Annotated in this window: 15 protein-coding genes; 6 read left to right on the forward strand and 9 right to left on the reverse strand. The window is 67.8% G+C overall.

Annotation, left to right across the window (positions count from 1 at the left end):
* Window position 1: 1 nt before the first annotated feature.
* The 3 genes from ACZ7LE_RS14665 to ACZ7LE_RS14675 form a co-directional block, all read right to left on the reverse strand.
* The gene (locus ACZ7LE_RS14665; protein WP_470403989.1) at window positions 2-250 is read right to left on the reverse strand and encodes a hypothetical protein; all 249 of its coding nucleotides are present in this window, start codon (window positions 248-250) and stop codon (window positions 2-4) included.
* Window positions 250-6,906, reverse strand: a complete 6,657-nt coding sequence (locus ACZ7LE_RS14670; protein WP_470403990.1) for a glycohydrolase toxin TNT-related protein — start codon at window positions 6,904-6,906, stop codon at window positions 250-252. The genes ACZ7LE_RS14665 and ACZ7LE_RS14670 overlap by 1 nt, the downstream gene beginning before the upstream one ends.
* A 104-nt stretch (window positions 6,907-7,010) precedes the next feature.
* Entirely contained in the window at window positions 7,011-10,055 is a 3,045-nt protein-coding gene (locus ACZ7LE_RS14675; protein ID WP_470404556.1) for a LamG-like jellyroll fold domain-containing protein, read from the reverse strand.
* Between the two features lie 549 nt (window positions 10,056-10,604).
* Between ACZ7LE_RS14675 and ACZ7LE_RS14680 the strand changes: the two genes are divergently transcribed.
* Window positions 10,605-10,817, forward strand: coding sequence for a helix-turn-helix domain-containing protein (locus ACZ7LE_RS14680; RefSeq protein ID WP_470403991.1), 213 nt, complete (start codon window positions 10,605-10,607; stop codon window positions 10,815-10,817).
* Window positions 10,818-10,899: 82 nt separating this feature from the next.
* On the opposite strand, the gene ACZ7LE_RS14685 is transcribed toward ACZ7LE_RS14680, so the two are convergent.
* The 3 genes from ACZ7LE_RS14685 to ACZ7LE_RS14695 all read right to left on the reverse strand — a co-directional run bounded on the left by ACZ7LE_RS14685 (window position 10,900) and on the right by ACZ7LE_RS14695 (window position 14,806).
* Window positions 10,900-12,207, reverse strand: a complete 1,308-nt coding sequence (locus ACZ7LE_RS14685; RefSeq protein WP_470403992.1) for a tyrosine-type recombinase/integrase — start codon at window positions 12,205-12,207, stop codon at window positions 10,900-10,902.
* Window positions 12,208-12,409: 202 nt separating this feature from the next.
* Window positions 12,410-14,260: a DNA/RNA helicase domain-containing protein gene (locus ACZ7LE_RS14690; protein ID WP_470403993.1), complete on the reverse strand. Its 1,851-nt coding sequence runs from the start codon at window positions 14,258-14,260 to the stop codon at window positions 12,410-12,412.
* A 207-nt stretch (window positions 14,261-14,467) separates the two neighbouring features.
* Window positions 14,468-14,806, reverse strand: coding sequence for a nucleotide pyrophosphohydrolase (locus ACZ7LE_RS14695; protein ID WP_470403994.1), 339 nt, complete (start codon window positions 14,804-14,806; stop codon window positions 14,468-14,470).
* Between the two features lie 51 nt (window positions 14,807-14,857).
* Between ACZ7LE_RS14695 and ACZ7LE_RS14700 the strand changes: the two genes are divergently transcribed.
* The 3 genes from ACZ7LE_RS14700 to ACZ7LE_RS14710 all read left to right on the forward strand — a co-directional run bounded on the left by ACZ7LE_RS14700 (window position 14,858) and on the right by ACZ7LE_RS14710 (window position 18,482).
* A complete protein-coding gene (locus tag ACZ7LE_RS14700; protein WP_470403995.1) occupies window positions 14,858-16,033 on the forward strand; it encodes a sensor histidine kinase in 1,176 nt (391 codons plus the stop codon).
* The gene (locus ACZ7LE_RS14705) at window positions 16,030-16,728 is read left to right on the forward strand and encodes a response regulator (protein ID WP_470403996.1); all 699 of its coding nucleotides are present in this window, start codon (window positions 16,030-16,032) and stop codon (window positions 16,726-16,728) included. Before ACZ7LE_RS14700 ends, ACZ7LE_RS14705 begins: the two co-directional genes overlap by 4 nt.
* A 92-nt stretch (window positions 16,729-16,820) precedes the next feature.
* Window positions 16,821-18,482, forward strand: coding sequence for an alpha/beta hydrolase (locus ACZ7LE_RS14710; protein WP_470403997.1), 1,662 nt, complete (start codon window positions 16,821-16,823; stop codon window positions 18,480-18,482).
* Between the two features lie 39 nt (window positions 18,483-18,521).
* Here ACZ7LE_RS14710 and ACZ7LE_RS14715 read toward each other — a convergent pair whose 3' ends face one another.
* Window positions 18,522-19,484: an ADP-ribosylglycohydrolase family protein gene (locus ACZ7LE_RS14715; RefSeq protein WP_470403998.1), complete on the reverse strand. Its 963-nt coding sequence runs from the start codon at window positions 19,482-19,484 to the stop codon at window positions 18,522-18,524.
* 130 nt (window positions 19,485-19,614) lie between these two features.
* Here ACZ7LE_RS14715 and ACZ7LE_RS14720 point away from each other — a divergent pair, with 130 nt between their 5' ends.
* Window positions 19,615-20,457, forward strand: a complete 843-nt coding sequence (locus ACZ7LE_RS14720; RefSeq protein WP_470403999.1) for a tetratricopeptide repeat protein — start codon at window positions 19,615-19,617, stop codon at window positions 20,455-20,457.
* 57 nt (window positions 20,458-20,514) lie between these two features.
* Here the strand turns inward: ACZ7LE_RS14720 and ACZ7LE_RS14725 are convergent, their stop codons facing one another.
* The gene (locus tag ACZ7LE_RS14725) at window positions 20,515-20,844 is read right to left on the reverse strand and encodes a hypothetical protein (RefSeq protein ID WP_470404000.1); all 330 of its coding nucleotides are present in this window, start codon (window positions 20,842-20,844) and stop codon (window positions 20,515-20,517) included.
* A 105-nt stretch (window positions 20,845-20,949) separates the two neighbouring features.
* On the reverse strand, window positions 20,950-21,750 hold the full coding sequence (locus ACZ7LE_RS14730; protein ID WP_470404001.1) for an alpha/beta fold hydrolase: 801 nt from the start codon (window positions 21,748-21,750) through the stop codon (window positions 20,950-20,952).
* A 37-nt stretch (window positions 21,751-21,787) separates the two neighbouring features.
* On the opposite strand from ACZ7LE_RS14730, the gene ACZ7LE_RS14735 reads away from it, so the two are divergent.
* Window positions 21,788-22,447 (forward strand): TetR/AcrR family transcriptional regulator, encoded by a 660-nt coding sequence (locus ACZ7LE_RS14735; protein ID WP_470404002.1) that lies wholly within the window; start codon window positions 21,788-21,790, stop codon window positions 22,445-22,447.
* Window positions 22,448-22,457: the final 10 nt, after the last annotated feature.

The following is a 22,457-nucleotide window of genomic DNA, read 5'->3' on the forward strand; positions in this document are numbered from 1 at the left end:
CCTAATGATCCTTCATCCATTGTTGAAGCGTGCCGTCCGCCATCAACCTCCGCAGGAGTTCATCACAAGCCGCGGTCTCAGTTGCAAACACTTGTTCATTGTTCCGGTTGCCTCGCTCGCTGTAAAACACGTGCCACCCATCGGGCTCACCAATGAGACAGTACGTCTCGTTCTCATCCCTTCCGATGCTGTAAGCGAACTCCGGAATCGCGCGACGTTGCAACTCACCACGAAGGCTCTCGATTGTCATCAGTCAACCTTTCTCAAATAGCCAGCGTCTCGGAGATCTTGGATCGACGCCGGCAAGTGGTACTGGGTCCCCATTCCGGGCTGCCCATAATAGGGTTCGGCTGGGCCACGCTGCACCACAAGCCTATTCGTAACTTCGAAGACGCTGTACGGCTTGTCCGTTGTACCAGGTTTGAGCGAACGCTGCCCAATCGGTGTTCCGTTCGGCGCTACGAAGCGACCATCGTCGAAGCCGAAGCGATCGACAAGCGTCCCAGGCTTGAGCACGGTGACGCCCGGGTTGCCGTGCGGCCCGAGCTCTCCGTGGAAACCATTGTTTGGTGGCCATCCGACCGCTGCTTCGTCCGCCACTCTTGCGGCGGTGCCAGCGGCCGCGTTCCGAGCACCGGCGGCGGCCCCCTTCAAACCAGCCTTGATACCTGCCCCAGCGGCTGCTCCACCAAAGGGCACCAACAAAACTCCCAACGCGACTCCGGCGCAACTATCGTCGATACCTCCTTGGAAGAAACAACCGCTATAGTCCGACAGGCCCGAAAACATCGAAATGTTGGGGTGCGCCGCCTCAAAGGCGGCCAACCACGAAGGCCGGTTGTCGGGGTACTGGTGTGGAACTACCGGAACCAAACCCCAGCATGCCGGACATACTTCTGGCGGAAGGACCGGATACGCCAGCACCGGCGGATCCACCTCGTTGCCACCCCCTGAGCTGCCATCACCCGAGGTGCCGCCCCCGCCGTCGGAGGAGTCGCCACCGCCGTAACCGTTGTCGCAACCACAGCCACCGCCGCTACCGGGGTCAAGTGTGTAACCGACGTAGAGCCCGGTGGGGTCGCTCAGGGTGGTGGGGTTGTTGTTGGAGTACGAGTACGCGTTCCACTGCTGCGGGTCGGTCAGGTCCATGATCGGATCGACCGTGATGAACCGACCCAGGGCCACGTCGTACATCCGTGCACCGACGGCGGTCAGCCCGGTGGCGTCCAGCGGCTTGTCGAGGAACCCGTGGTCGCCGGTCCACTCGTCCACGGCACCGGTGGTGCCACGCTCGACACCGAACGGGTCGGTGTATTTGCGGGTGACCACGCCGGAGACGTTGGTGATCTGGATCTGAGCGGTGTTGTGGTGGTCGGGAACGATCGTGGAGACGTCGTCCCGGGCCATCCCCGTGCGTACCGCGACGGTCTTGCCCTCGAGGGCGTAGTACCGCGACGCGGTCAGCTGACTCGTGGTCTTGTCGAGCACGAGTTCCTGCCCGCCGGGCAGGTAGACCGTGGTCGTGGAGCCCTGCTCACCAGTCTGGTGTCGGACCAAACGGTCGCCGTCGGCGGTGTAGACGTACTTGTCCCCGGCGGCCTTCTCGGTGTCCGAGACGGTTCCGTCGCCGTTCTGGTCGCTCCCCACACTTGCCAGCTCGCCCTCCGCGTCCCAGGTCAAGGCTTGGGCCGCCTGGCCCGCTACAGCTCGCTGGATCATGTTCCCGGAAGCGTCGTAGGTGAACGACGACGTCCCGGCACCAGTCCCCGTAGCAGTCACCCCGGTGACCGCATGCGGTCGCGCCACACCCGGCCCAGAGGTCGGGTAGGCGTAGGTCGAGGTCGTCGACGTCGCAGCAGTACCGCCGACCGCGGGCGTGCGGCTCGTGACGCCAGTCCTGTTGCCGATCGCGTTATATGAGTAGGTGTTCCAGTACGGCGCACCCCCGCCCAGGACGGTCGAGGTGGTGGGCGACGTGGCGCAGTCACCGTTGGACGGCGTCCACGCCTGAGTCAGCCGGCGAGCCCAGTCATACCGGTAGCACTGCTGGTCGGCCGGCTGGCCGCCATCCGCGGTAACCGGGGTGTCCTTGACCGAGGTCAGGTTCCCGGCGTCGTCCCAGTCGTAGGTCGCCTTGACCAAGGAGTCGAGACTGCCGTCAGCACGGTCAGCGTTCTGGGTCACGCCGACCAGGCGGCGCGTGCCACGCTCGATGTCCAGGGAGTGCTGGTAGCTATATTCAGAACCGAGGTCGAGGTAGTCCAGTTCGCCGAACGGTGAGTGGCTGGCTGCGGCCACGTAGTACCCGTAGTTCCCGGCCCCAGACAGGGCGTCGGGCAGGTTCGCGTCCCCGTAATGGATCCGGACGTTCTCCGCACTGAGTTGTCCGGCGGCAGGGTAGTCGGTCTCGTACAGGCGACCGTCCTGCGTGTATGTGTACCCCGTCGTGTACGAGGTGCCCGCAAGGCTGCCGAGAGCGGCCACGTTCGTCGGCAGGGTCACCTTCTGTCCGGTTGGCTGGTAGTCGTTGGAGTACCCCGTCACCGTGGTGATGTACTCCGCGGTGCCCTCCACGCGGGTGCTGGAGGTGAGCTGCCCCTTCTGGACGGTGTCGTAGGCCCACTTGGCGCGCACCGTGCCGCTGACACCGCCCGACCGCTGGGTGGTCTTCCGGTCCAGCGCGTCGTAGGTGTAGCCGAGGATCTGGTTGCGAGCGTCCTTGGTGGTCAGGACGTTGCCGACCTCGTCATAGGTGGTTTCGGTGGTGCCCTTGTCCGGGTCAGTCGTGCGGGTCTGCCGACCTCGTAGGTCGTACTTGTAGCTCCACTGGTTGCCCGCGTCGTCGGTCACGGTCTCCAGGCGGTTGGCGTGGTCGTACTTGTACGTCGTGTCGTGGTAGGTGCCGGAGTGGGTGGCGCCTTCGTACTGGCGCAGCTCGATCGTGTTGCCCCGCGCGTCATTGATCGTCGTGGTCGGGGTGCCACCGGCGGGCGGGTTCACGTGCACACGGTCGCCCGCGTAAGTCGTAAGGGTGGTCCAGGACGGGTCGTAGGAGCCGTCGTCGTGCGGTGCACCGTCCTCACCGACGTAGAACGTCTCGTCCACGGCGCGGCCGGCCCCGTCAAACTTGGTCACGGTACGGGCGGGCACCGCCATCGTCGGGACAGCCAACGTCGTGACCGGTGCGCTGGTGTTGTACCAGCCGTCATTTGTCTTGATCGGCAGGTTGCGCGAGTCGTAGATCGTGTCAGTCAGCACGCGTCCGGTCTGCGTGTCCGACGCCGACGGCGCCTGTGTCTGGATGGTGCGCAGCAGGCCGTCGAAGATCTGGGTCGACTTCACGTACGCTGACGCGTCGTAGTTCAGGGTCTCGGTGATGACGGCGTTCAGGCCCGTGGTCCGTACCCAGTACGCGTACTTGGTGTTCGGGGTCGCGGTGGCCTGAGGACGGCCCGGCTCCCAGACCTGCTTGAGCCGGCCCAGCGCGTCATAGCTGCCGGAGGTGACCTTGTTGTTGGGGTCGGTGACCTTGATCGGGGAACCCCAGGCGGGGTCCACCTCGGTGGTCGTCTCATGCACCGTGAGCGCACCGGTCCCGTCCGGGTCCGGGCTCTTCACCTTGGTCTGCGTGTTCAGACCGGCGGCGGTATCCACATAGCTTGTCTCGGTGACCCGAAGCTTGGGGTCGGTGACCTTGGTCGGCCGTGCGTAACCGGTGCCGGCTGGCTCGTATCCCGTCGTCGTGGACACGTACTTCGGGGTGGTCCCCTCGTACCGATCCAGCTCCTCGGTCTTTGTCACCAGGCCGCGCGACAGCGTGCCGCCGTCGTAGGTGTACTTCGTCTCGGAGATGGCCTGGTCCGGCAGTGTGGGCGTCTGGTCGCAGCGCACGCTGACAACGTCCTGCTGCTGCACCGGCGTCAGCTGGTTGCGCTTCAGCACCTCCGGATCCGCGCCGGGGTTCACCATGTACGTGGTGGTCGTGCACGTCTCGTCGCCGGTCGTGCTGGTGTCACCCCGGTCGGACAGCGTGTGCGGTCGGCCGAAGCCGTCGTGCACGGTGTCGACCTGGGTGACCATCTGACCACTGGCACGTTCCGGGGCGCGTGTGGTGGTCACCACCGAGCTAACACCAGTGTGGAATGCCTTCTTGGTGGTGTCGTCCGGATTCGTCGCCGTGGAGGACGAACGCCACGGCGTGTTCACCGTCGAGGAGACCTGGGTGGCACCCGCGGCGTCCTGGTAGGTGATCTCCTCGCGCACCATGCTGGCGTACTGGTCGAGGTCCGTGATGCCGTCGACGTCCTTCGACTTGACGGTGTTGCCATCGCGGTCGTTGCGGTCACCGTCCATTCCCCTGAAGTACCGGTAGGCGGTGCGTAACCGCGGAGCGTTCGCATCCCCGCTGTCGCCGGTGTACACGTCAACACGGGAGTAACCACGGAGCTCACCCCAGGTGCGTTCCTTGGCCTTGACCAGCTCGTTGTCGTCGTAGTGCCAGGCCGGCCCGCCCGTGTACACGAAGTCCGTAGTCACCGGGGTGCCGCCGATCGCCGAGCCGGCCGACTCGGTCATCCGCTCCACCCGGTAGTGATGGAAGTAGTGCTCCGTCGCCTTCTCCACGCCTGGCGGTGTGAAATACACCGGCATGCACCGCATCTCGTTGCTCCACGGGTTGGGCGGAAGAACGTTGGGCGAGCACTCCGTCTCGGAATAGTCAATAGATGTGACGCCACCAGACTCAGACAGGACCTTGGCAACGCGGAGTCGACTCATCGCTTTGGCACCGTCGTCACCAATGCCGTTGACCCGGTTAGCGTGCTGCTCACCGGTGAACTGCACGACAGGCAGAGCGAGGTCGTCGTTGTCGTCGTTGTTGCCGCCCAGGCCCTTGTGGGTGATCGTGTCCAGCCACAGGGTCGGCATCGAGTCGCCCACCGTGGGTATCGTCTGGTTCAGGCCCCAGTTGTCGACGCCCACCAGGGTGCCGTTGGACCGGATCTGTGTGGTGATGCCGGTCATGCGGAAACGGTCGAAGAAGACCTGGCTCTGCACGTCCGGGCACGTCGTGCTCGACGTGCACACCAGGTCCAGGGGCAGGTCGGGCCAGTGCGAACCGTGCTCGACGGTGCGGTCCTCGGCCGCGCAGGTGAACGTGCTGGTCGGGATGCACCGCTCGCCGTAAGAGAACGCGACACGTGCGGGGGCCGCAGCGGTCGACCCGGTCTTGGTGCCGTACTCGATCGAGGCCAGGCGTCCGCCGGTGACGTACTGCGTGACGCCGCCGTTGTTGTTGTGGCCGTACCGGTTGACCTCACGGTTGTAGGTGTAGGTCATCGTGTTGCCGCGTACGTCCTCGACGTAGTCGAGCATCCATCGCCAGCCCATCGTGCAGGCAGAGCCCGAGTACGTCGTGACATTGCACGGCTCACCGGCGTGGTTGCTGTAGACGCGAGCAAAGTAGACCGAGCCCAGCGCGGCTCCGGTGGCCGAGGTCTTGTTGCGCCCGAAGTAGTACTTGGTCCCGTCGTCCGTGGTGACGATCCAGTACTCGCCGGCGTTGGTTCCGTCCTCGCCCTCGCCCCAACCACCGGTCGCTCGGGTGACCATGGTGTTGTCGTCGTTCACCGGGCGCCACGTGTCCGATTCACCGTCGCGCACCAGCTCGGTAGCAGACCCGTTGAAGACGAGGGTTGCGTTGTTCGTCTTCCAGCACAGGTCGCCGGTGTCCCGCGTTGCGTTGTTCGGCGCGACGTTGTTCTTGTCCTGCTGGTCTTCGACGCAGGGCACGTACTTGCGCTCCACGTATCCAGAGACGTTCGCCTCCCAGCCGTCACCGACCTGCGAGGACTGGGTGTTGCTGGATGCGACCTTGCCGTCCAGCGATGCCGAGGAATAGGCCAGCGACAGCTGCGGGGCCAGACCACCCGGGACCGGAGGCGTCCGCATCGGGTAGGACCAGTTGAAGCTGCCGGTCTGCTCGGACACGTCCCATGACGCAGACGCCGAAAGCGATGTCGCGGCCCAGTCACCGTTCGGGCCTTCGTCCTCGGCCATCAGTGCGACCACGGTCTGGCTCTCGGCCGTGGTGCTGCTTGCCGAACGGACCGCAGTGGTGGCCGTGTCCTCAGCGAGAAGGTCGACCTCACCAGACAGGATCATGGCGCCCGACGTGGAGCTCTCACCGCGCTGATCGTCCAGCGTGACGCCCTCGAGCGGGGCGCGCGTGCGGCACTCCTCCAGCTCCGGTGTGCTCAGAGCGCACTGTGGCAACTGCACCAGCGTCAATCGGGAGGCAAGGTCGGCGCCCGCCCCGGCCAGGAACCCGACGTCCACCCCCACGCGCACCCGGGTGGCCCCATCAGTGCCAGCAGTTGTACGGGAGGTCGCGACTGCCGATCCCGACTGATCGAGGCTGATGACACCGCCGATCGCGCCGACCTGCGCCGCGACCGAGCGCGGTTCGTGCTCGACACGGACGTCACCCGCAGCAGCCACCGCGCTACGAGCAGCGTCCGCTTCCTTGCCGGCAGTCTGCTTTGCGGCCGCCTGCTCGATCTGCACGGGCAGCCCGCCCGCGCGACCCTCAGCAGCCCCGGCGGCCGGTGCGGGCAACGGCAGGGTGACGTCACCGGCTGCAGGCCACGTCACCGGGTCGGCCTCGACCCGGGCCTCAGGCGTGTCCTCGTATCCGGTCAGATCTGGTGCCGGAGAGTCCGGGTCGACGTCGACTGCCGGGACGGGCGTCTCCTCCGAGGAGAGTGCGGGGTCCTTGAGCTCCTCGCCGTACTCGCGGCGCTCCTCCAAGGTCCAGGTCGCGCGATCGTCACCATTGGCCGCCGCAGTAGCGGGCACGACGCCCGTCCCCATCAGCGTCATCACGACGGCTGCGGCCACGACACTCATGCCAGCCCTGCTCGTCCACCTTGCCGCGCCGTACCCGCTCACGAATGTCTCCCGCTCGTAGCCGCTAGCACCTGACGTTCGAACTGCCCTTGCACTCGCGCCCCTCATGGCTCCACCTGGACCGAGCAGAGCCGTGCGATCTCGGCGACGGCCTTCGCGTCACTGCCGGTCCCGAGGACCTGGTCCTCGTACACGCGGACCTCGTCAATAGCGCCCTTGTACTGCCAGATGGTGCTCTCGTCGCTGAACCCGGAGCCCAATCGCAAGGGCCCCGTCGCGTTCCAGGACGGCTTGAAGTCCACCAGTTCGGAGTGCTTAACCTCGTGGTGGCTCTCCGGACCGGTCAAGCACGCGTAGACGTGGATCTTGTCTGTCGTCGCGTCGTGGACGCCGACCACGAACGTCCACTCGTCAACGTCCACTGGGAGGTCCGCGAACGCGATCGTGTTGTCTGAACCGGGGTCATCGCTGGTTCGCATCCAGAACGCCCAGCACGGTTCGGGAACGGTCGGGCACGCCGACGATGTCGAGAGGCCCAGATGGAAGCTCCCTGCATGTTCACCTTCCTGGGTAATCGCAGCCGCTGAGTGCGTGACCTCGCTCGGACGGAGGAACGCTGAGACGGAGAACGACTGGTCTGTACCGACGACGGCTTTGGACGTCTTGGCTACGTCTTCAGGCTGGTCGAAGACGAGGGCGCCGTCCGGCACTCCGGTCTCGGCCGTGGAACCGGGCGGGAAGGTGCCGTTCACGCCGTCGTAGCCCCAGTCCCAGCCCACCGTCGACGACCTTGTCAGACCGCCCGTGCCCGAACCTGCGAGACTGTTGACGGCCACCAGCGGCGGTGTCGTCTGCCAACCGGCGTCATTGAAGCGCCAGATGCCCGTTGCGTGTGGGAACGATACGTAGAACTCGTACTGCGCAACTGCTGACGGCCGTCCGGACACATCGACGGCGTACGCAGAGACGACGTTGCGGCCCGCATGGGCCAAGCCCAGCGTCAAAGTGCCTGACGGCTGCCCAGGGTTGACGTCCGCCGGCTCATCCGGCTCATCCGTATTGATGCCGTAGTAGAACCTCTCGACGTCCGTCGAGCCGTTGGGCGACAACGTGAACTTGATGGGAGTGCCGATCCCGCCCGACACGACACCGGGAGGATAATTCGAACTGGTGATCTTCGGCTTGTTCGGCTTCTGCAGGTCCGTCCTGAACCGGCACGAGGGCACCTGGTCCCATGACAACGTCCTCGTGGTCTCCACGATCGAGTCGGTGGACTTGGCTCGCGCCTGCCAGCGGTACTCCTTGCCATGAACGAGATCGCCAGTCACCTTCGCGGTGGCGTCCACACCCGGCCCGACCGGGCCCCGCCAGCTCGACTGCCAGACTTGTTCACCGGTCAACGCCATGACCCGGAACTGGAGGTATACCTGAGTACCATCTGGGTCGTTTGTTCGTGCCTCCAGTGTCGGTTCATCTGTCCGGATGACCGGGCGCTGCTCGTCCTGGTAGCAGTCGAATGTCTGCGTCGGGCTGGTCTCATCAATCCTGATATCCATACCCGCCTCGCTCGGCGCCAGCGGCGGACGGTCATACGTGATCCGCAGCGCCCCGGAGTCGCCCCGGTACTGCTTCCACCACGTCATGCTTGTCTCGTTCGCCGCCTGCAGCCCGATCGCGATCCACGACTCGTCCCCGTTCGCCTGGACCTTGGCCCGCGTGGTGAAGTCGAACTCCGCACGGCCGGTCGAGCAGCCCGCGCGGTGTGTGCCCGACCACGTGTCCTGCACAGGCCCCCAGTCAGGCTGGTTGCTCCAGGTCGTCGCGCTGTTGATCCGCCCCGTGGCGTATGCGTTGACCTGGCGCGACGTGCAGTCCCAGCTCGTGGTCCCGTCCACACCGAACTCGGCGCTGACGATGTCCGCGCCGTCCAGGTTGGCAAGGTAGGTGCCGTTGTTGTCCAGGGAGAAGAACTCGAACAGCAGCCGCTCGGTGTTCTCCACACCGGCGCAGCGCGCGTCCCAGCTCGGGTTGCAGAACCCCAGGCCCTCGGAGCCCTCGTAGTTAAAGGTGGCCGTGGTCGGCCAGTGGCTCTGCACCATCGCGTACCGGGCCGGGGTGTGCGCACCCATCTCCGGGTCGAGGTAGAAAGGCGCCACACTGCCCGGTGCCGTCAGTGCCGCACCATCCGCCACCACCGTGAAGGCGTCCTCGGACAACTGCACCTCCATCGCGGCGACGTTGTCACCCAGGACGGGCTGCTCCACCCGGTCCGGCGCATCATCCTCCGCCACGGCGCGGGCCGATGAGCTGCTCACGGCCTGGTCGCCACCGGCGCTGTCCCACATCAGCGCCGGACCCGAGGTGAACCGCGGCGTCCCGTCAGACTTCACGATCTCGAACCCGCCCTCACTCTCCTGCAGGGTCAGGCCGGCGGACGTCTCCAACGGAAAGTCGAGCCCCAGCTCACCCACCGGGTCGCCGGTCCGATCGGCCAGAGCGTCCAGTGCGGCGGAGTCCTCGAGGCGCACGACCGGCGTCACCGATGTCCCCTGACCATTCAGCGAAGCGACCAGCGAGATCCCCTCACCCAGGTCATACGTCACGCGGTCGTCTTCGACGGTGACGGCCCCGGTGATCGGCAGCGATCCGGAGAACATCCGCACCTGGTCGCCCTCGGGCCCGATGATCGCCAGCGGCAGGTCAGCTCCCGCAGCACCACCCGGGTTCAGCCAGATGGGCTCCACACCGCCGGTAACGGCGAGCATGCCGGTGGCTGCATCGGGGGTCGCGGCGATCTGGACGTCGACGAGAGCCCAGGCACCGTCGCCGTCCGAGTCCTGCCGCACCGCCGAGACCGCCGTATCGACAGCAACGTGGCCCGTCTCCGCCTCTACCACGGCCGTCTGCCACGGAGTAAGCGAGTCGGTCACGGTGATGTCGGTGTCGCACTCCGCGGCGATGACCTCGGCCTCAAGGACCGTGCCCGCCTCGGTCGCCGCACAATCCGCCTCGGCCGACGCTGGCAAGACGGCCAGCTCGACCGCGGACGCCGGGATCCCGACCATCACTCCGGACGACAGCGCGAGGCAAAGCGCCACTGCTGCCCCACCACGCAGACGCCAATCCGCACGACCCGACGTTGCCACCATTGCCACCGGTGCTCCCCTTGTCCGCAAAGGCACCACCAGGACAGTGGGGCCAAGACCGCGAAACCGTATCCAATCGGACAAGTCATCGGATCGTTTCGCGAACTAGATCGCGCGGACTTCACCCGGGTGAGATCGGCGGCTGCCTGGGCAAATAACCCATAATATCGATCGGAAATATCGGACAATCGGCCACCAGAGAGCCGCTTCTGATCACCTGGACTCACGCAGATGAACGCAAGCAGCGGCCCATCCAGGCCGAGCGTGTCGCCGTCACCCTTTAGCGATCAGAACCCAGCGCGACACTCCACGGTTCAACCGTCTTTGGTGGAGGGCGGGCGTGATCCCGACGGAGGGACCGGGGCGTCAAGTGCGCAAGGCGCTACTCCCGTCACGCGGCTTCGTAACCGACCCACGGCGCTCATCTACGAGCCATCACGCAGTGCACCGCAAGTGGGCCCCGAGTGAGTGCTGTTCCGATTGCTCGCGCCTCGTCGCCGGAGTTCGCTGCACACCTGTGGCGTAGAGCGCGGACTCCCGGAAGGAGCCACCATGCCGCACACCAGCCAAGCACCCGCCCAACCCACCCGCCTAGTCCCGCTGGGCGTCGCCGCTGAGTACTTTCACGTGTCCGTCAAGACGCTGCGTCGCCGAATCGCAGATGGCACCATCGCGGGCTACCGAGTAGGCCGGCTCATCCGGGTCGACCTTGATGAACTGACACAGACCCTTGTGGTCACGATCCCGTCAGCACGTTCCGTGTGAGCCCCAGACCGACGGCGGCATCGCACACCTTGCGATCACCGCGGCTGGACCTCCTGATGAGGGAGGTCCAGCCACTCGAGCGTCAAGCAGCCCCGTCCCTTTCAAACTTTGCACGCTCCATCTCCACCCGGATCTCCTCCCCCGCAGTCACACTCATCCGCGCAGCGAGCTCGATGTCCCGCGCCATCGTCGCCTTCTGGTACCGCAGCACCACCGACACGTCGGAGTGCCCGCCACGCCGCATGAGCTCGGCGAGCGTCGCCCCCTCCTGCGCGATCCGGGTCAGCCCCGTGTGCCTCAGGTCGTGGAACCGGTAGCCGTCCGGAAGCCCGGACACTGCGCCCCGAGCACCCGCCCAGATGTCGTTCCATCGCGACGCCGACAGGTACTGGTTGCCCCGCGCTTCACCCGGCACCACGGGCGCCATCCGTCCCCGCCCCACGTGCTCGTCAAGGTGCTCGCGCAACCGCTCGATCATGAGCGGAGGCACGGCCATGGACCGGCGTCCGCTGTCCGACTTCGGTTCCGAGAGCTTGCCGGTACTTCCGTTCTTCTGCCGCCGCACGTGCAGGATCGCCGCAGTCCGATCGGCGTTCCAGACGATGTCGTGCCGCTGCAGCCCCAGCACCTCCCCGCGCCGCAGCTGGCACCACGCGGCGAACAGCACGGCGATCCGCCAGGGTTGCGGCACGGCGTCGTAGAGCGCGTCGACCTGAGTCGGCGTGGCGACGTCGTCCTCAGGCGTGTGGGAGTCGTCGTGCCGCACGGACTTGCGGCTAGGCGTCGGCACGTCGGGCATCTTCGCAAGCAGCCCGTCACGCACCGCCGCACGAAGGATCATCTTCAGCACGTCGACGGCGTCGCCAGCGATGCCGTTGTGCCGGGCGTCCTCCTTGAGCACCGAGGGCATGGCGACGAGCTTGATCACGAGGGCTCGTACGCGGTCAGTGTCGATCTCGCGGACCTTCACGTCCCCGAGCGGCGTCATGAGGTAGTTGCGCACCCGCCCTCGGTACGCGAGCACAGTGCCCGGCCGGCGGAGCTTGCCGCCCTTGCCGGGCTCGGTCGCGATGCGCTCCAGCCACCGCTCGGCGTACTCGCGGAAGGTCACGTCGCGTGCGGCTGCGGCCTCCGCGGCGGCCCGACGCCGTCGGACGGCCTCGCCGGGCGGGAGCCACTCCCCTCGGCTGATCGACGAGTGCATCATGTTCAGCCACTCGCGAGCGTCTCCCTTGGTGAGGAACGTCAGCGGCTTGTCGTCATCCGTCCGGGCCGAGTACGTCTTGTCGTCCGGCCCCGTGTAGCGGGCCTGCCAGCGCTTGGAGGGCAGCCTCCGCAGGCTCCCCCATGCCTCGCGACGCTGCCTGGCCGTCGTATCGCTCCTGGTCATCCCCATCGGTCAACCTCCTGGTTCGTGTCCGCCGTCGTGCCATCCCCGTGCCATAAGTGGCGGGAATTTGGGACCGTTCACGTCCATAGGTGTCCACGACACCCCAGGACGCGAAGAGGCCCGGATCCGCGGAATTCCGCGGATCCGGGCCTCTGACCAGGTTCGACTCCCGAGAAGCCGGGAGACCGGTCTCAGAAGTTGATCATGTGACCAGACGTCGCGCAGACACCAGCGACCGAAGAAACACCCGCGTCTCCTCGTCCGTCGAGTAGATCAACGTCCCGACCATCCCCCGCGTCAGCAGAACCTTGTAGGTGTTGCGAGTGAGCCGCTCGAACTGCGCATCGGTGACGCTCTTCTTGGTGAGTTCGCCATCGCGGCTCTCGGCTCGCCGCACAACCCAGGCACCTCGGCCTGCATCGGCCGCCTGCCGCCAGACCAGATCCGGCCCGAGGATCACCCCGTTCCAGTCGTACTCGAACCCCTGCGCCGTATACACGCACCCCACCTGGCCGAATCCGGCAGGATCAGTCGCCCACAACGCAGACGGCGGCGCCCCGCCCACTGCGCGTTCACCACGTAGGTTCCACGGACGACGCCACGCGCCGATCGTGACGTCCGGAACCAGCGACCCATCGCCGCGCGGATCTGACCACGGCCAGCAGAAACCGGCCGTCATCCGCGCACCCTTGCCGGCGTTGCGATAGGCCTGTAGCCGAGCCTCGAGTTCTTCAGGCGAGCCCACAACATCGACCTCGAAATTCTCGTCGACGCCGTCCCATAGTTGCGGCCCGTCCTCGACATCACGCAGACCGAGCAGCCGCTCGACCCATTCGATGTACGCGAGGCTGCCACCGGAACGAAACTGGTCCGTCAGGTCGATCTGACGCACGTCCAGCCCCTTGGCCTCCGCCGCGAGACGAATGTCGTCAGGCGTGCCCATCTCGCCGGGCCGCACCACCTGGTTCTGGTCCAGCAGGAAGACGGGCACGCGAGCCGCGTCAAGCAGTTCGTCGACCTGCGCTCGCGCCCGCTCGCGGAGCTCCTTGCGGGTATACCTGTCCACGGACTTCTCTCGGATGCGGTGTGCTTCGTCCAGGATCAGCACCTCAAGACCGTTGCGCTCGGCCTCCATGAAGTTGTTGAAGTACTTGAACAGGCCTTGCGTCCTCGTGGAGCCCTTCCCCGCGACCTTCCGAAGCGTCTGCGTGAAGCTGCGCGAACCCGTCGCGTGAATCGCTGTCCGGCCTTCACGGGCCAGCTCGCCCATCAGCGACAGCGCGATCACTGACTTGCCCGAACCCGGGCCGCCCGTCACCAGGACGACCGCCTTGGAGTCGGCGGACACCGCCTTCTTCACCTGGTGCAGCACCAGATCCCGCGCGGTCTTCTGCTCGTCCAGGAGAACAAACTGCTCCTGCTCGCGGATTTCCTTGGCCACCACAGACATGAGTTGCTTCGAGGGTGCGGTCTTGGAGCCAATGAGCCGGTCTGCGGCCTCAGCGCCCGACGCATCCTTGGCAAGCAGTGACTGCAGGTGCGCGATGAACTGGCTGCGACGCTCACCGGTGAACATCGGTGCCCGCGCTAGTTCCTTGCTGGCAAGCAGATCGCCGACGCCGAAGTCGGTCGCGTTGTGGAGGTACACGACGCCCTGAAGCTGGTCAGGGGTGTGCTCGAACGCCTGGGAGAAATCGCGCAGGTACTGGACGTAGCCGGCGACCTGGGTGCTTGGGTGCGACGAGAGATATCGGGCGCCATCGATCTCGATCAGCGCGTCGTCGTCCTCCCACAGGTGCGCCTCGCTCCACTGCTTGAGTTCGACGACCACATAGGAGTGATCGCCCGTTCGCGGGTGCACCCCGGCGAGGATCGCGTCGGTTCGCTTCGAGGTCAGCGGGAGCCGATGTTCCAGCACCACTTCGACCTGGTCCAGGCCGGCATCACTGAGATCCCGGGCGAGGGCCGGCAGCGAGTTACGCCACGAACGACGTTCCCCCTCGCCGACATGCACGCCCTGACGCGAGAGCTGGTCTGCGAGATGCGTCTCCACGGAGGATGAGTCTGAGGTGAGCGACGACGACAACGACGCCGCCGAATAGCGGATGACCGACAAGTACGTCCCCTGAGCAGCACGAATGAACGTGCGGCGGGGACATGTCCGCAGGTCGGGCCGGAAGTCCGTCGATGCCGCGTAGGCAGGTCGAGTCTAGGCAGGTCAGGGGCGCACAGGTCGAAAGACCGCGGGCGATTCGCCCGATCAGGAAGCAGGCTGGGGCGGAGGGAAGCGCCCGTCGTTCCGCGTGATCTTCGCGTGGCCGGCCTGAACCAGGTCCACGCCGCAGACGTCGGCCAACTGGACCAGGTACAGGAAGACGTCGGCGAACTCCTCCTCGACCTCGCCACGCGTGTGCGGGTCGGCCAACTTCTCGTGGACCTGGTCGTCCGTGAGCCATTGCATCTCCGCGAGAAGCTCGCCGACCTCGCCACCCAGCGCCATCGCAAGGTTCTTCGGCGTGTGGAACTGACCCCAGTCCCGGGCACGAGCGAAATCGCGGAGCCGGTCCCTGACGGACTCGATGGTGGTGGCGTCGTCCATGAGCCTGATTCTGCCCCGCCCCGACGCCACACCACGCCTAGGCTCAACCCGATGCCCACTGCCGCACCCACTCACGAGCCCCGCCCTCGGGAGCCCTGGAGAAACCGCCTCACCGACACCACCCTCATAGCGATAGCCCTCGCCTTGGCCCTGGTCTCCTTCCAGATCCAGACCAACGAACCAACCCCCCTCCCCGCCGCTCTCCTCATAGCCGACCGCGCAACCGGCCTCCTCGGCTGCATCGCCCTCTGGTGGCGCCGCACGTACCCGGTCCAGATCGGCCTAGCCCTGGCCGCGACCAGCATCTACTCCGAGACGGTCAGCGGAGCCGCGATCGTCGCCCTCTTCACGGTCGCCATCCACAGCTCGCTCCGTGCCACAGCGGCCGTGTGCGCCATCAGCATCACCGCCCTCAGCACCTACCAGCTCATCTGGCCCGACCAGACCACCCCACCCGTCACCGTCTTCATCATCATCGCCCTGGGCAGCGCCGCAACGGTCGCGTGGGGCCTGAACATCCGCAACCGACGAGCCCTCGTCGCCTCCCTCCGCGAACGTGCCGCAGCCGCAGAGGTCGAGGCCCAGCTCCGCGCCGACCAGTCCGAGCGCGAGGCCCGCCAGAGCATCGCGCGCGAGATGCACGACGTCCTCGGCCACCGCCTCTCCCTGCTCAGCGTCCACGCCGGCGCCCTCGCCTACGCGCGCACCGCGCCGCCCGACGACGTCGGCCGCGCCGCCGAGGTGGTCCGCGAGAACGCGCACCGCGCCCTCCAGGACCTGCGCGATGTCATCGGCGTGCTCCGCGCCCCCGTCGGCGAGCTGCCGATGCCGGCCGCAACAGACGTCCTCCAACTGATCGAGGACGCCCGCACCACAGGCACAAAGGTCACCCTCCAGGACGACGCCGACCTCACCACCGGCGAACGCACCATCCCCGACGTGCAGGGCCGCACGCTCTACCGGATGGTGCAGGAGTCCCTGACCAATGCCCGCAAGCACGCCCCGGGCGCGCCCGTCACCGTCCGTATCACCGGGCGGCCCGACGACGTCGTCGTCGCCGAGGTGACCAACGCGCGCCCCGCGGCCACGCCCGGACACCCCCCGGGCTCCGGGACCGGACTCCGCGGCCTCGCCGAGCGCACCCGCCTCGTCAACGGCACCCTCGACCACGGCCCGACCGACCGAGGCGGCTGGCGCGTCCGCCTGCGCCTACCCTGGCCGACGTGACCCATCCCGCTCCCGGCGACGAGCCGACCATCGACGTCCTCATCGCCGACGACGACGCCATGGTCCGTTTCGGCCTCAAGATGATGCTCGACGGCGCCCCCGACCTCAACGTGGTCGCAGAGGCCGGCGACGGCGCCGAGGCGGTCGAGCTGGCTCGGCGGCACCACCCTGACGTCGTGCTCATGGACATCCGGATGCCCGGCACGGACGGCCTCACCGCGACCGAGATCCTGCGCGGTGACTCCCCCGCCCCGCAGGTCATGGTGCTCACCACCTTCGACGCCGACGCCCACGTGCTGCGTGCGCTCCGGGCCGGGGCTGCGGGGTTCCTGCTCAAGGACACTCCGCCCGACGAGCTCGTCGTCGCTATCCGGCACGCGGCCCAAGGGCGTCCCGTGCTCTCCCCCGAGGTGACGCGGCGGCTCATCGCCAAGGTCGCGGAGTCGGACGACGACGACCGCCGCGCGACGGCCCGCGAGCGCCTCGACGCGCTCGGGGAGCGGGAGCGTGAGGTCGCGATCGAGATCGGGGCGGGGCGGTCGAACGCGGAGATCGCGGCGCGTTTCTTCCTGGGCCTGACGACGGTGAAGACCCATGTGTCGTCGATCCTCGCCAAGCTCGGCCTGAACAACCGGGTGCAGGTGGCGCTGCTGGTGCAGGAGGCGGGGCTCGACTCCCCCGACGGACCGGAGTGACCAGCACGGGGGATGCGGCTCCGACTTCGGTCGGCAGGTCCGGACCGATCGGCCGATAGTCCAGGTCGGACGGCGTTCCTAGGGTCGATCGCATGCCTTCATCCACACGACGAACCCGTTCCCCGAACGCTGCGCTGCACCTCGCCGCCGTGCTCGCCGTCGTCTCCCTGGCCGTGTCCGGGTGCGCCACCGGCGCAGGCGGCGCGCTGACGGCGTCCGCCGCGAGCGGTACGCCCGCCTCCCCGAGCGCCCCATCCGCCCCGGGAGCGACAGCCCCGACCCCCGACCCGATCGACTGGGCGGAGTGCGGCCCGGGCCTGGACTGCGCCACCGTCGAGGTCCCGCTGGAGTACGCCGAGCCCGACGGCGAGCAGATCCCGCTCGCGATCGTCCGGCACCGCGCGACCGACCCCGACCGCCGCATCGGCAGCCTGTTCGTCAACCCTGGCGGCCCGGGCGTGCCGGCGTCCGACATGGTCCGGTCGATCGACCCCACCGGCGAGAAGGGCCCGTTCTCGCCCGACGTCGTGGCGCGCTTCGACGTCGTCGGCATGGACCCGCGGGGTGTCGGGGAGTCGGACGCCGTCCGGTGCCTCACCGACGAGCAGCGGGCCGCGCAGGCGGCCGAGGACCGCGACCCGACTCTCCCCGGCGGCAAGCCGTTCGGCCAGCTCGTCAGGGACGCCCGGACCTTCGCCAAGGGCTGCGCCACGCACCAGGACCGCGCGTTCCTGGCGAGCATGTCCACCGACAACGTCGCCCGCGACCTGGACCAGGTGCGCGCCGCGATCGGCGAGGAGCAGATCACGTTCTACGGCGCGTCGTACGGCACGGTGGTCGGTCCGATGTACGCCACGCTGTTCCCCGAGCGGGTGCGCCAGATGGTGATCGACGCGCCCGTCGACACCGACCTGTGGCAGAACGACCCGCTGCGCCTGCTCGACGACGTCGCCCGGTCCAACGAGGAGACGCTCGACCTCTGGTTCGAGACGTGCCGCGCCGAAGGCGTGGCGGCGTGCCCCTTCGGCGACGGCGACCCGGAGGCCGCGTTCGACGCCCTGATCGCTGACCTCGAGCGGGAGCCCTTGCAGGTCGCTCCGGTCGAGGGTCTCACCCCCGGCGGCACGCTCGACGGCGCCATGGCGCTGGAGGGCATCCGCGCCGCGGCGGGCGTCCGCACGCTGTGGCCCTCGCTCACCGCGGGCCTGCTCGCCGCCCAGCAGGGCAACGGGACGTTCCTGCACTTCATGGTCGCGAACCTCACGGTCGCGCCGTTCGGCGGCCCGTTCGCCACGCTCCAGGAGCCGCACACCGCCGTCCGCTGCGCGGACTGGCCCGCCCTGCGCAACCTGGGCGAGCACCGGGCCGCCGCGCGCGAGATCGCCGCCCGCGGCGAGCGCCTGGGCAGCCGGGCCGCGTACAGCGCGCTGAACTGCGCGTTCTGGCCGACGACGAACGAGGACCGGTTCACCGACGAGCTCACCGGTGCGGGCGCCCCGCCGATCCTGGTGGTCGGCGGCGAGGTGGACAACGTGTCGCCGTACCACTGGGCGCAGGCCATGACGGAGCGCCTGGAGGACGCCGTGTTGCTCACGCGGACGGGCGTGGGCCACACCTCGTACCGCACGAGCGGGCCGTGCATCGACTCCGCGGTGGACGCCGCGCTGATCGACGGCGTGCTGCCCGCCGCGGGCACGGTGTGCGAGGCGGTGCCGGCGGGGACGACGCGGGTGCCGGCGGCCGCGGGCGAGTAACAGTCCGGATGCCGACCGAGGCGAGACACAACACCGCGATCAGCTCGCGGAGCGCAACGCCTCGGTCGGCACCCACTCAGGCAGCTCTTCGCGCTGGCCAAGCCACGCACTCGGCACGCCGACGACGCCATCCCTGTCACCGAGCCCGGTGTACGCGCCCACGATCCCCCCGACGATCGCAGCGGTGGTGTCGACGTCGCCGCCGGCCTCGACGCAGGCCTTGACCGCCGCGGGGTAGTCGGACAGGTAGGTGGCCGCGGCCCACAGGCAGAACGGCACGGTGTCCTGCGCCGAGACGCGTGACCCGTTCCCGAGATTCCAGGCGGCCTCACCCACCGACGCACCGAGCAGGTCGCGCGCGGCGACCACGCCCTTGGCCGTCGCCCCGGACAGCAGGTATGGCTCGACGCTGTCGAGCACCTCGTCCGGTTTCGGGATGACGTTCCCGATCGTCGCGCCAGCCACGAACGCCGTCGCCACCGCGACGAGAACAGCCCCGGCGATCCCCTCTGGATGCGCGTGAGTGACCTCCGACGCACGGATCGCCTGCCCTGCGGCACGGTCCAGGTCACCGGCGAAGTAGGCGCCGAGCGGTGGGACGCGCATAGCCGCCCCGTTGCCGAACGACCCGGCGGGAAACGCGGCGATGGTGGCCTTCTGCCACGGGACGCCGTCGCGGATCTGACGCAGCACCTGGACAGCGCCTGCGCCGTAACCACGGTAGGGATCGCTCCGCTGCGCGAAGTTCTGAGCGATCCGGTCGCGGTCGACCTCTCCGTGCTGGATCAGCTCCACGGCGACGGTGCAGGCCATGTCGGTGTCGTCGGTCCAGGGCCATGGACCGGCCGGGACCGTCCCGTCCCCGAGGAGCAAGGCCGGCTCGTTGGTCGGGACAAAGTACTGGGCACCGAGCGCGTCGCCGACCGACAACCCGGCAAGACTGTCGGCGCACAGTGCGACTCGCTGCTCGGGATGAATGGTCAGGTCAGGGTTGCGTGGCACCCGCAGATCCTGTCAGCCGCACGACGTCGCGGCCAGCACTCCACTCGCCACGCGGAGCACAATGACCGTCATGACCAGCACGATCGCCGCCGAGCCTGGCTGGCACACCGACCCCTCCACGCTGCAGCCTGTGCTCGACGACGAGGCCGCGTTCCGTGCAGCGAACGCCACGGACCCGGCACTGGAAGTACTCGTCGTCCTGTGGTCGGGAGATCCGGACCGCGCGGCGTCGCTGCTCAAGCCACTGATCGACGCCGATCCGACGTCGCTGCGGCTCCAGGTTCTCGCGGCGGACGTGATCCGCGCCCGCGGCGACACGTCGACCGCGATCAAGATCCTCAAGATGCTCGTCGGCCGCCACGAGCACAAGTCAGGCGAGGAAGTCGCGGTCCGGCATCTCGGCGAGGCACTGTTCGCCGTCGGGGACTACCCGCACGCGGCCGTCCACTTCCGCCGCGCGCTCGACCTTCGGCTCGCTACCGGGACAGACGCCCCGTCCATCAACGCCGCGCGCATGGCGCTGGACCGCGCCCTGGATCTCGTGCCGTGGCCGTTCACTCACACCCGGGACTGGGGCTGGGGCGTCGCCTTCCTCAACGACCCCGTCGACGGTGAGATCCCCGAGGTCGACGGAGAGGCCCCCGTCATCACGTCGCCGCTCGGGCTCTGCATCCGGGTCCGGAACGCTTCGGACGTCGACTGGCAGGCCGACGACCAAGGAGCCGACGAGCTAGGACCGGCGCTCGTCACCATCTATCTCGACCATCCTTCGGCGTTCGCACGGCCGCAGCGGGCCGTGGTCGTCGAGACGATCCTGGAGACCCCGAGCAAGTCGTTGGGCCTCGGTGATGCCGAGGGCGAGATCCTTCTGCCCGCCCCCGGCGGCCGTACCCGAGTGGTCGTCAGCCACCACGACGACGAATGGAACCAGCCGGACGAGGTGTGGATCGACCTCTATGCGGCGGACCGATGAGTCATCCCGATTCCGATCACGATCTCCAAGAAGCGATAGGGATCGGCATGGCTGGCCTCAGGGGCAATGACGTTCTTCTCTGAGATGGTCCACGTACTCGATAGCCCACAGTTCCGTCCACGGCCGACAATCGAGCACTCGTTGCAGCACGTCGCGAGGAACGAGGTTCCACGAGGCCAGTTCTGCCAGAGCGTGAAGCTGGGCTTCAAGCGCCTCCTGTGATTCCTCGAGAAGGAGCGCAACTTCAAGGGCCCTGCTCATCACATCCCCAGTTCTGAGGTCAAGACTGTCGGGCCAGTCGACAGCGCCATCAGCTGCCAATCCGCGTTCGCGGGCATCCGCGACCAACAGCCGCGCGATGACGCCCCGAAGTTCTGATGTGCTCACCGCAACTGCTGCTCTACGCCCACAGGCAGCCAACTTACAGGGGATACCACGGCGCACACGGCCTCCCCCTGAGGAAATGACCCGGAAAGGACGACCTGTCAACACTCAGCCCACCGGCCCCCGAAGCTTGTCGAGCAGCCCGACCAGCAGCTCAGGAGCCTCCAGGTGCGCCAGGTGGCCCTGCCCGGCAAGCTCGTGCACGTTCGCACCGGCGATACGACGAGCCACGTCGTCGAACGACGTCCCGTACGGCGCCCGGCCCCGGTTCCGTTCGCCGACGATCAGGTCGACCCGCGCGGCCGCAACAGCGAGCGAGTCAGCCGCAGCAGCCCCGTTGATCGCGAGCGTCTCCGCATAGATCGGGGCGGCCAGTCGTCGCAGCTCTGCCCATACAGAGTTCTGCGAGCGCAGGGACTCGATCTGGTCGGCACCCATTCCGGTGACCTCACGGAGTGCGACCTCGACGCTCGCGTCACTGTCCGCGTCATCGTGCGCACGGCGGAGCGCCGGCAGCGCGGTCGCCCCGAACGGCGCCATGACGGGTTCGTAGGCGATCAGGTGGGGCACCGGCACCTGGTTGGCCAGGTGCAGCGCGATCAGACCGCCGTAGCTCCACCCGAAGAGGGTGCGGACGTCGCTGAACTCGCGCAGCACGGCGGCGGCATCCTCGATCTCCGTCCCGAGCGTGTAGTTGTCCCCCAGCGGCCCGGAGGGATAGCGGCCGCGCCGGTTGAGGACGACGACGGTCTGCCAGCCCCTCAGGCGCCGTGCCACAGCACCCCACGCGGCGGCGTCTGCCATCACGCCGGGGATCATCACGAGCGCGGGCGCGTCGGGGTCGCCGTACACGTCGATGCTCACGCTGCTGCCCGACACCGGGATCACCTTCTGGATCGTTCGCTCCATAATTGGATTATGGAGCGAACGCTCTATAATCGTCAACGTGACGGAGAACCCTGTGGGCCGACCGCGTTCGTTCGACCGCGACCGGGCCCTGCGCGAGGCAGCGCACCTGTTCTGGCGGCACGGGTACTCCGGCACCTCGACGCGGATGCTCACGGCTACGCTGGGCATCTCGACCTCCAGCCTGTACGGCGCGTTCGGCACCAAGGCCGAGCTGTTCGACGAGGCCGTCCGCACCTACGCCCTCCGCTACAGCGCGATCTACGACCAGGCCGTGGCCGAGCCGTCGATCAAGCGCGTCCTCGAACGCGTGCTGATGGACTCCGTGGACGAGTTCAGCCGTACCGACCAGGGCCACCCTGGATGCCTCACGAGCAGCGCGGTCATGGCCGACACCTCCGCGACGCTCGACGTCCGCGCCTACGTCGCGGAGCTACAGCGGTCCGACGAAGCGCGGCTCCGCGCCCGGATCGAGCAGGCGGTCCGGGAGGGAGACCTGGCGACGACGACGGACGCCGCGATGGTCGCCGAGCACGTGCAGACCCTGTGGCACGGCCTGTCGGCTCGCGCGGAGCTGGGCGCGAGCCGCGAGGAGCTGCGCGACGCCGCACGCTTCGCGCTGACCCTCCTCGAACAGGCCTACCTGACTGGACCGAGCGCCCAGAACCTACGCCGAGACAGCTCCCCCGTCACCGGGTGATCGCCGCCTG

It is taken from the genome of Promicromonospora sp. NPDC110617 (assembly GCF_055598465.1).

Coding starts and splice junctions, on each gene's coding strand:
- ACZ7LE_RS14685 (WP_470403992.1), bottom strand. CDS start 12,207: ATGACCAGGAGCGATACGACGGCCAGGCAGCGTCGCGAGGCATGGGGG.
- ACZ7LE_RS14670 (WP_470403990.1), bottom strand. CDS start 6,906: ATGAGTGTCGTGGCCGCAGCCGTCGTGATGACGCTGATGGGGACGGGC.
- ACZ7LE_RS14680 (WP_470403991.1), top strand. CDS start 10,605: ATGCCGCACACCAGCCAAGCACCCGCCCAACCCACCCGCCTAGTCCCG.
- ACZ7LE_RS14675 (WP_470404556.1), bottom strand. CDS start 10,055: ATGGTGGCAACGTCGGGTCGTGCGGATTGGCGTCTGCGTGGTGGGGCA.
- ACZ7LE_RS14700 (WP_470403995.1), top strand. CDS start 14,858: ATGCCCACTGCCGCACCCACTCACGAGCCCCGCCCTCGGGAGCCCTGG.
- ACZ7LE_RS14730 (WP_470404001.1), bottom strand. CDS start 21,750: ATGGAGCGAACGATCCAGAAGGTGATCCCGGTGTCGGGCAGCAGCGTG.
- ACZ7LE_RS14695 (WP_470403994.1), bottom strand. CDS start 14,806: ATGGACGACGCCACCACCATCGAGTCCGTCAGGGACCGGCTCCGCGAT.
- ACZ7LE_RS14710 (WP_470403997.1), top strand. CDS start 16,821: ATGCCTTCATCCACACGACGAACCCGTTCCCCGAACGCTGCGCTGCAC.
- ACZ7LE_RS14665 (WP_470403989.1), bottom strand. CDS start 250: ATGACAATCGAGAGCCTTCGTGGTGAGTTGCAACGTCGCGCGATTCCG.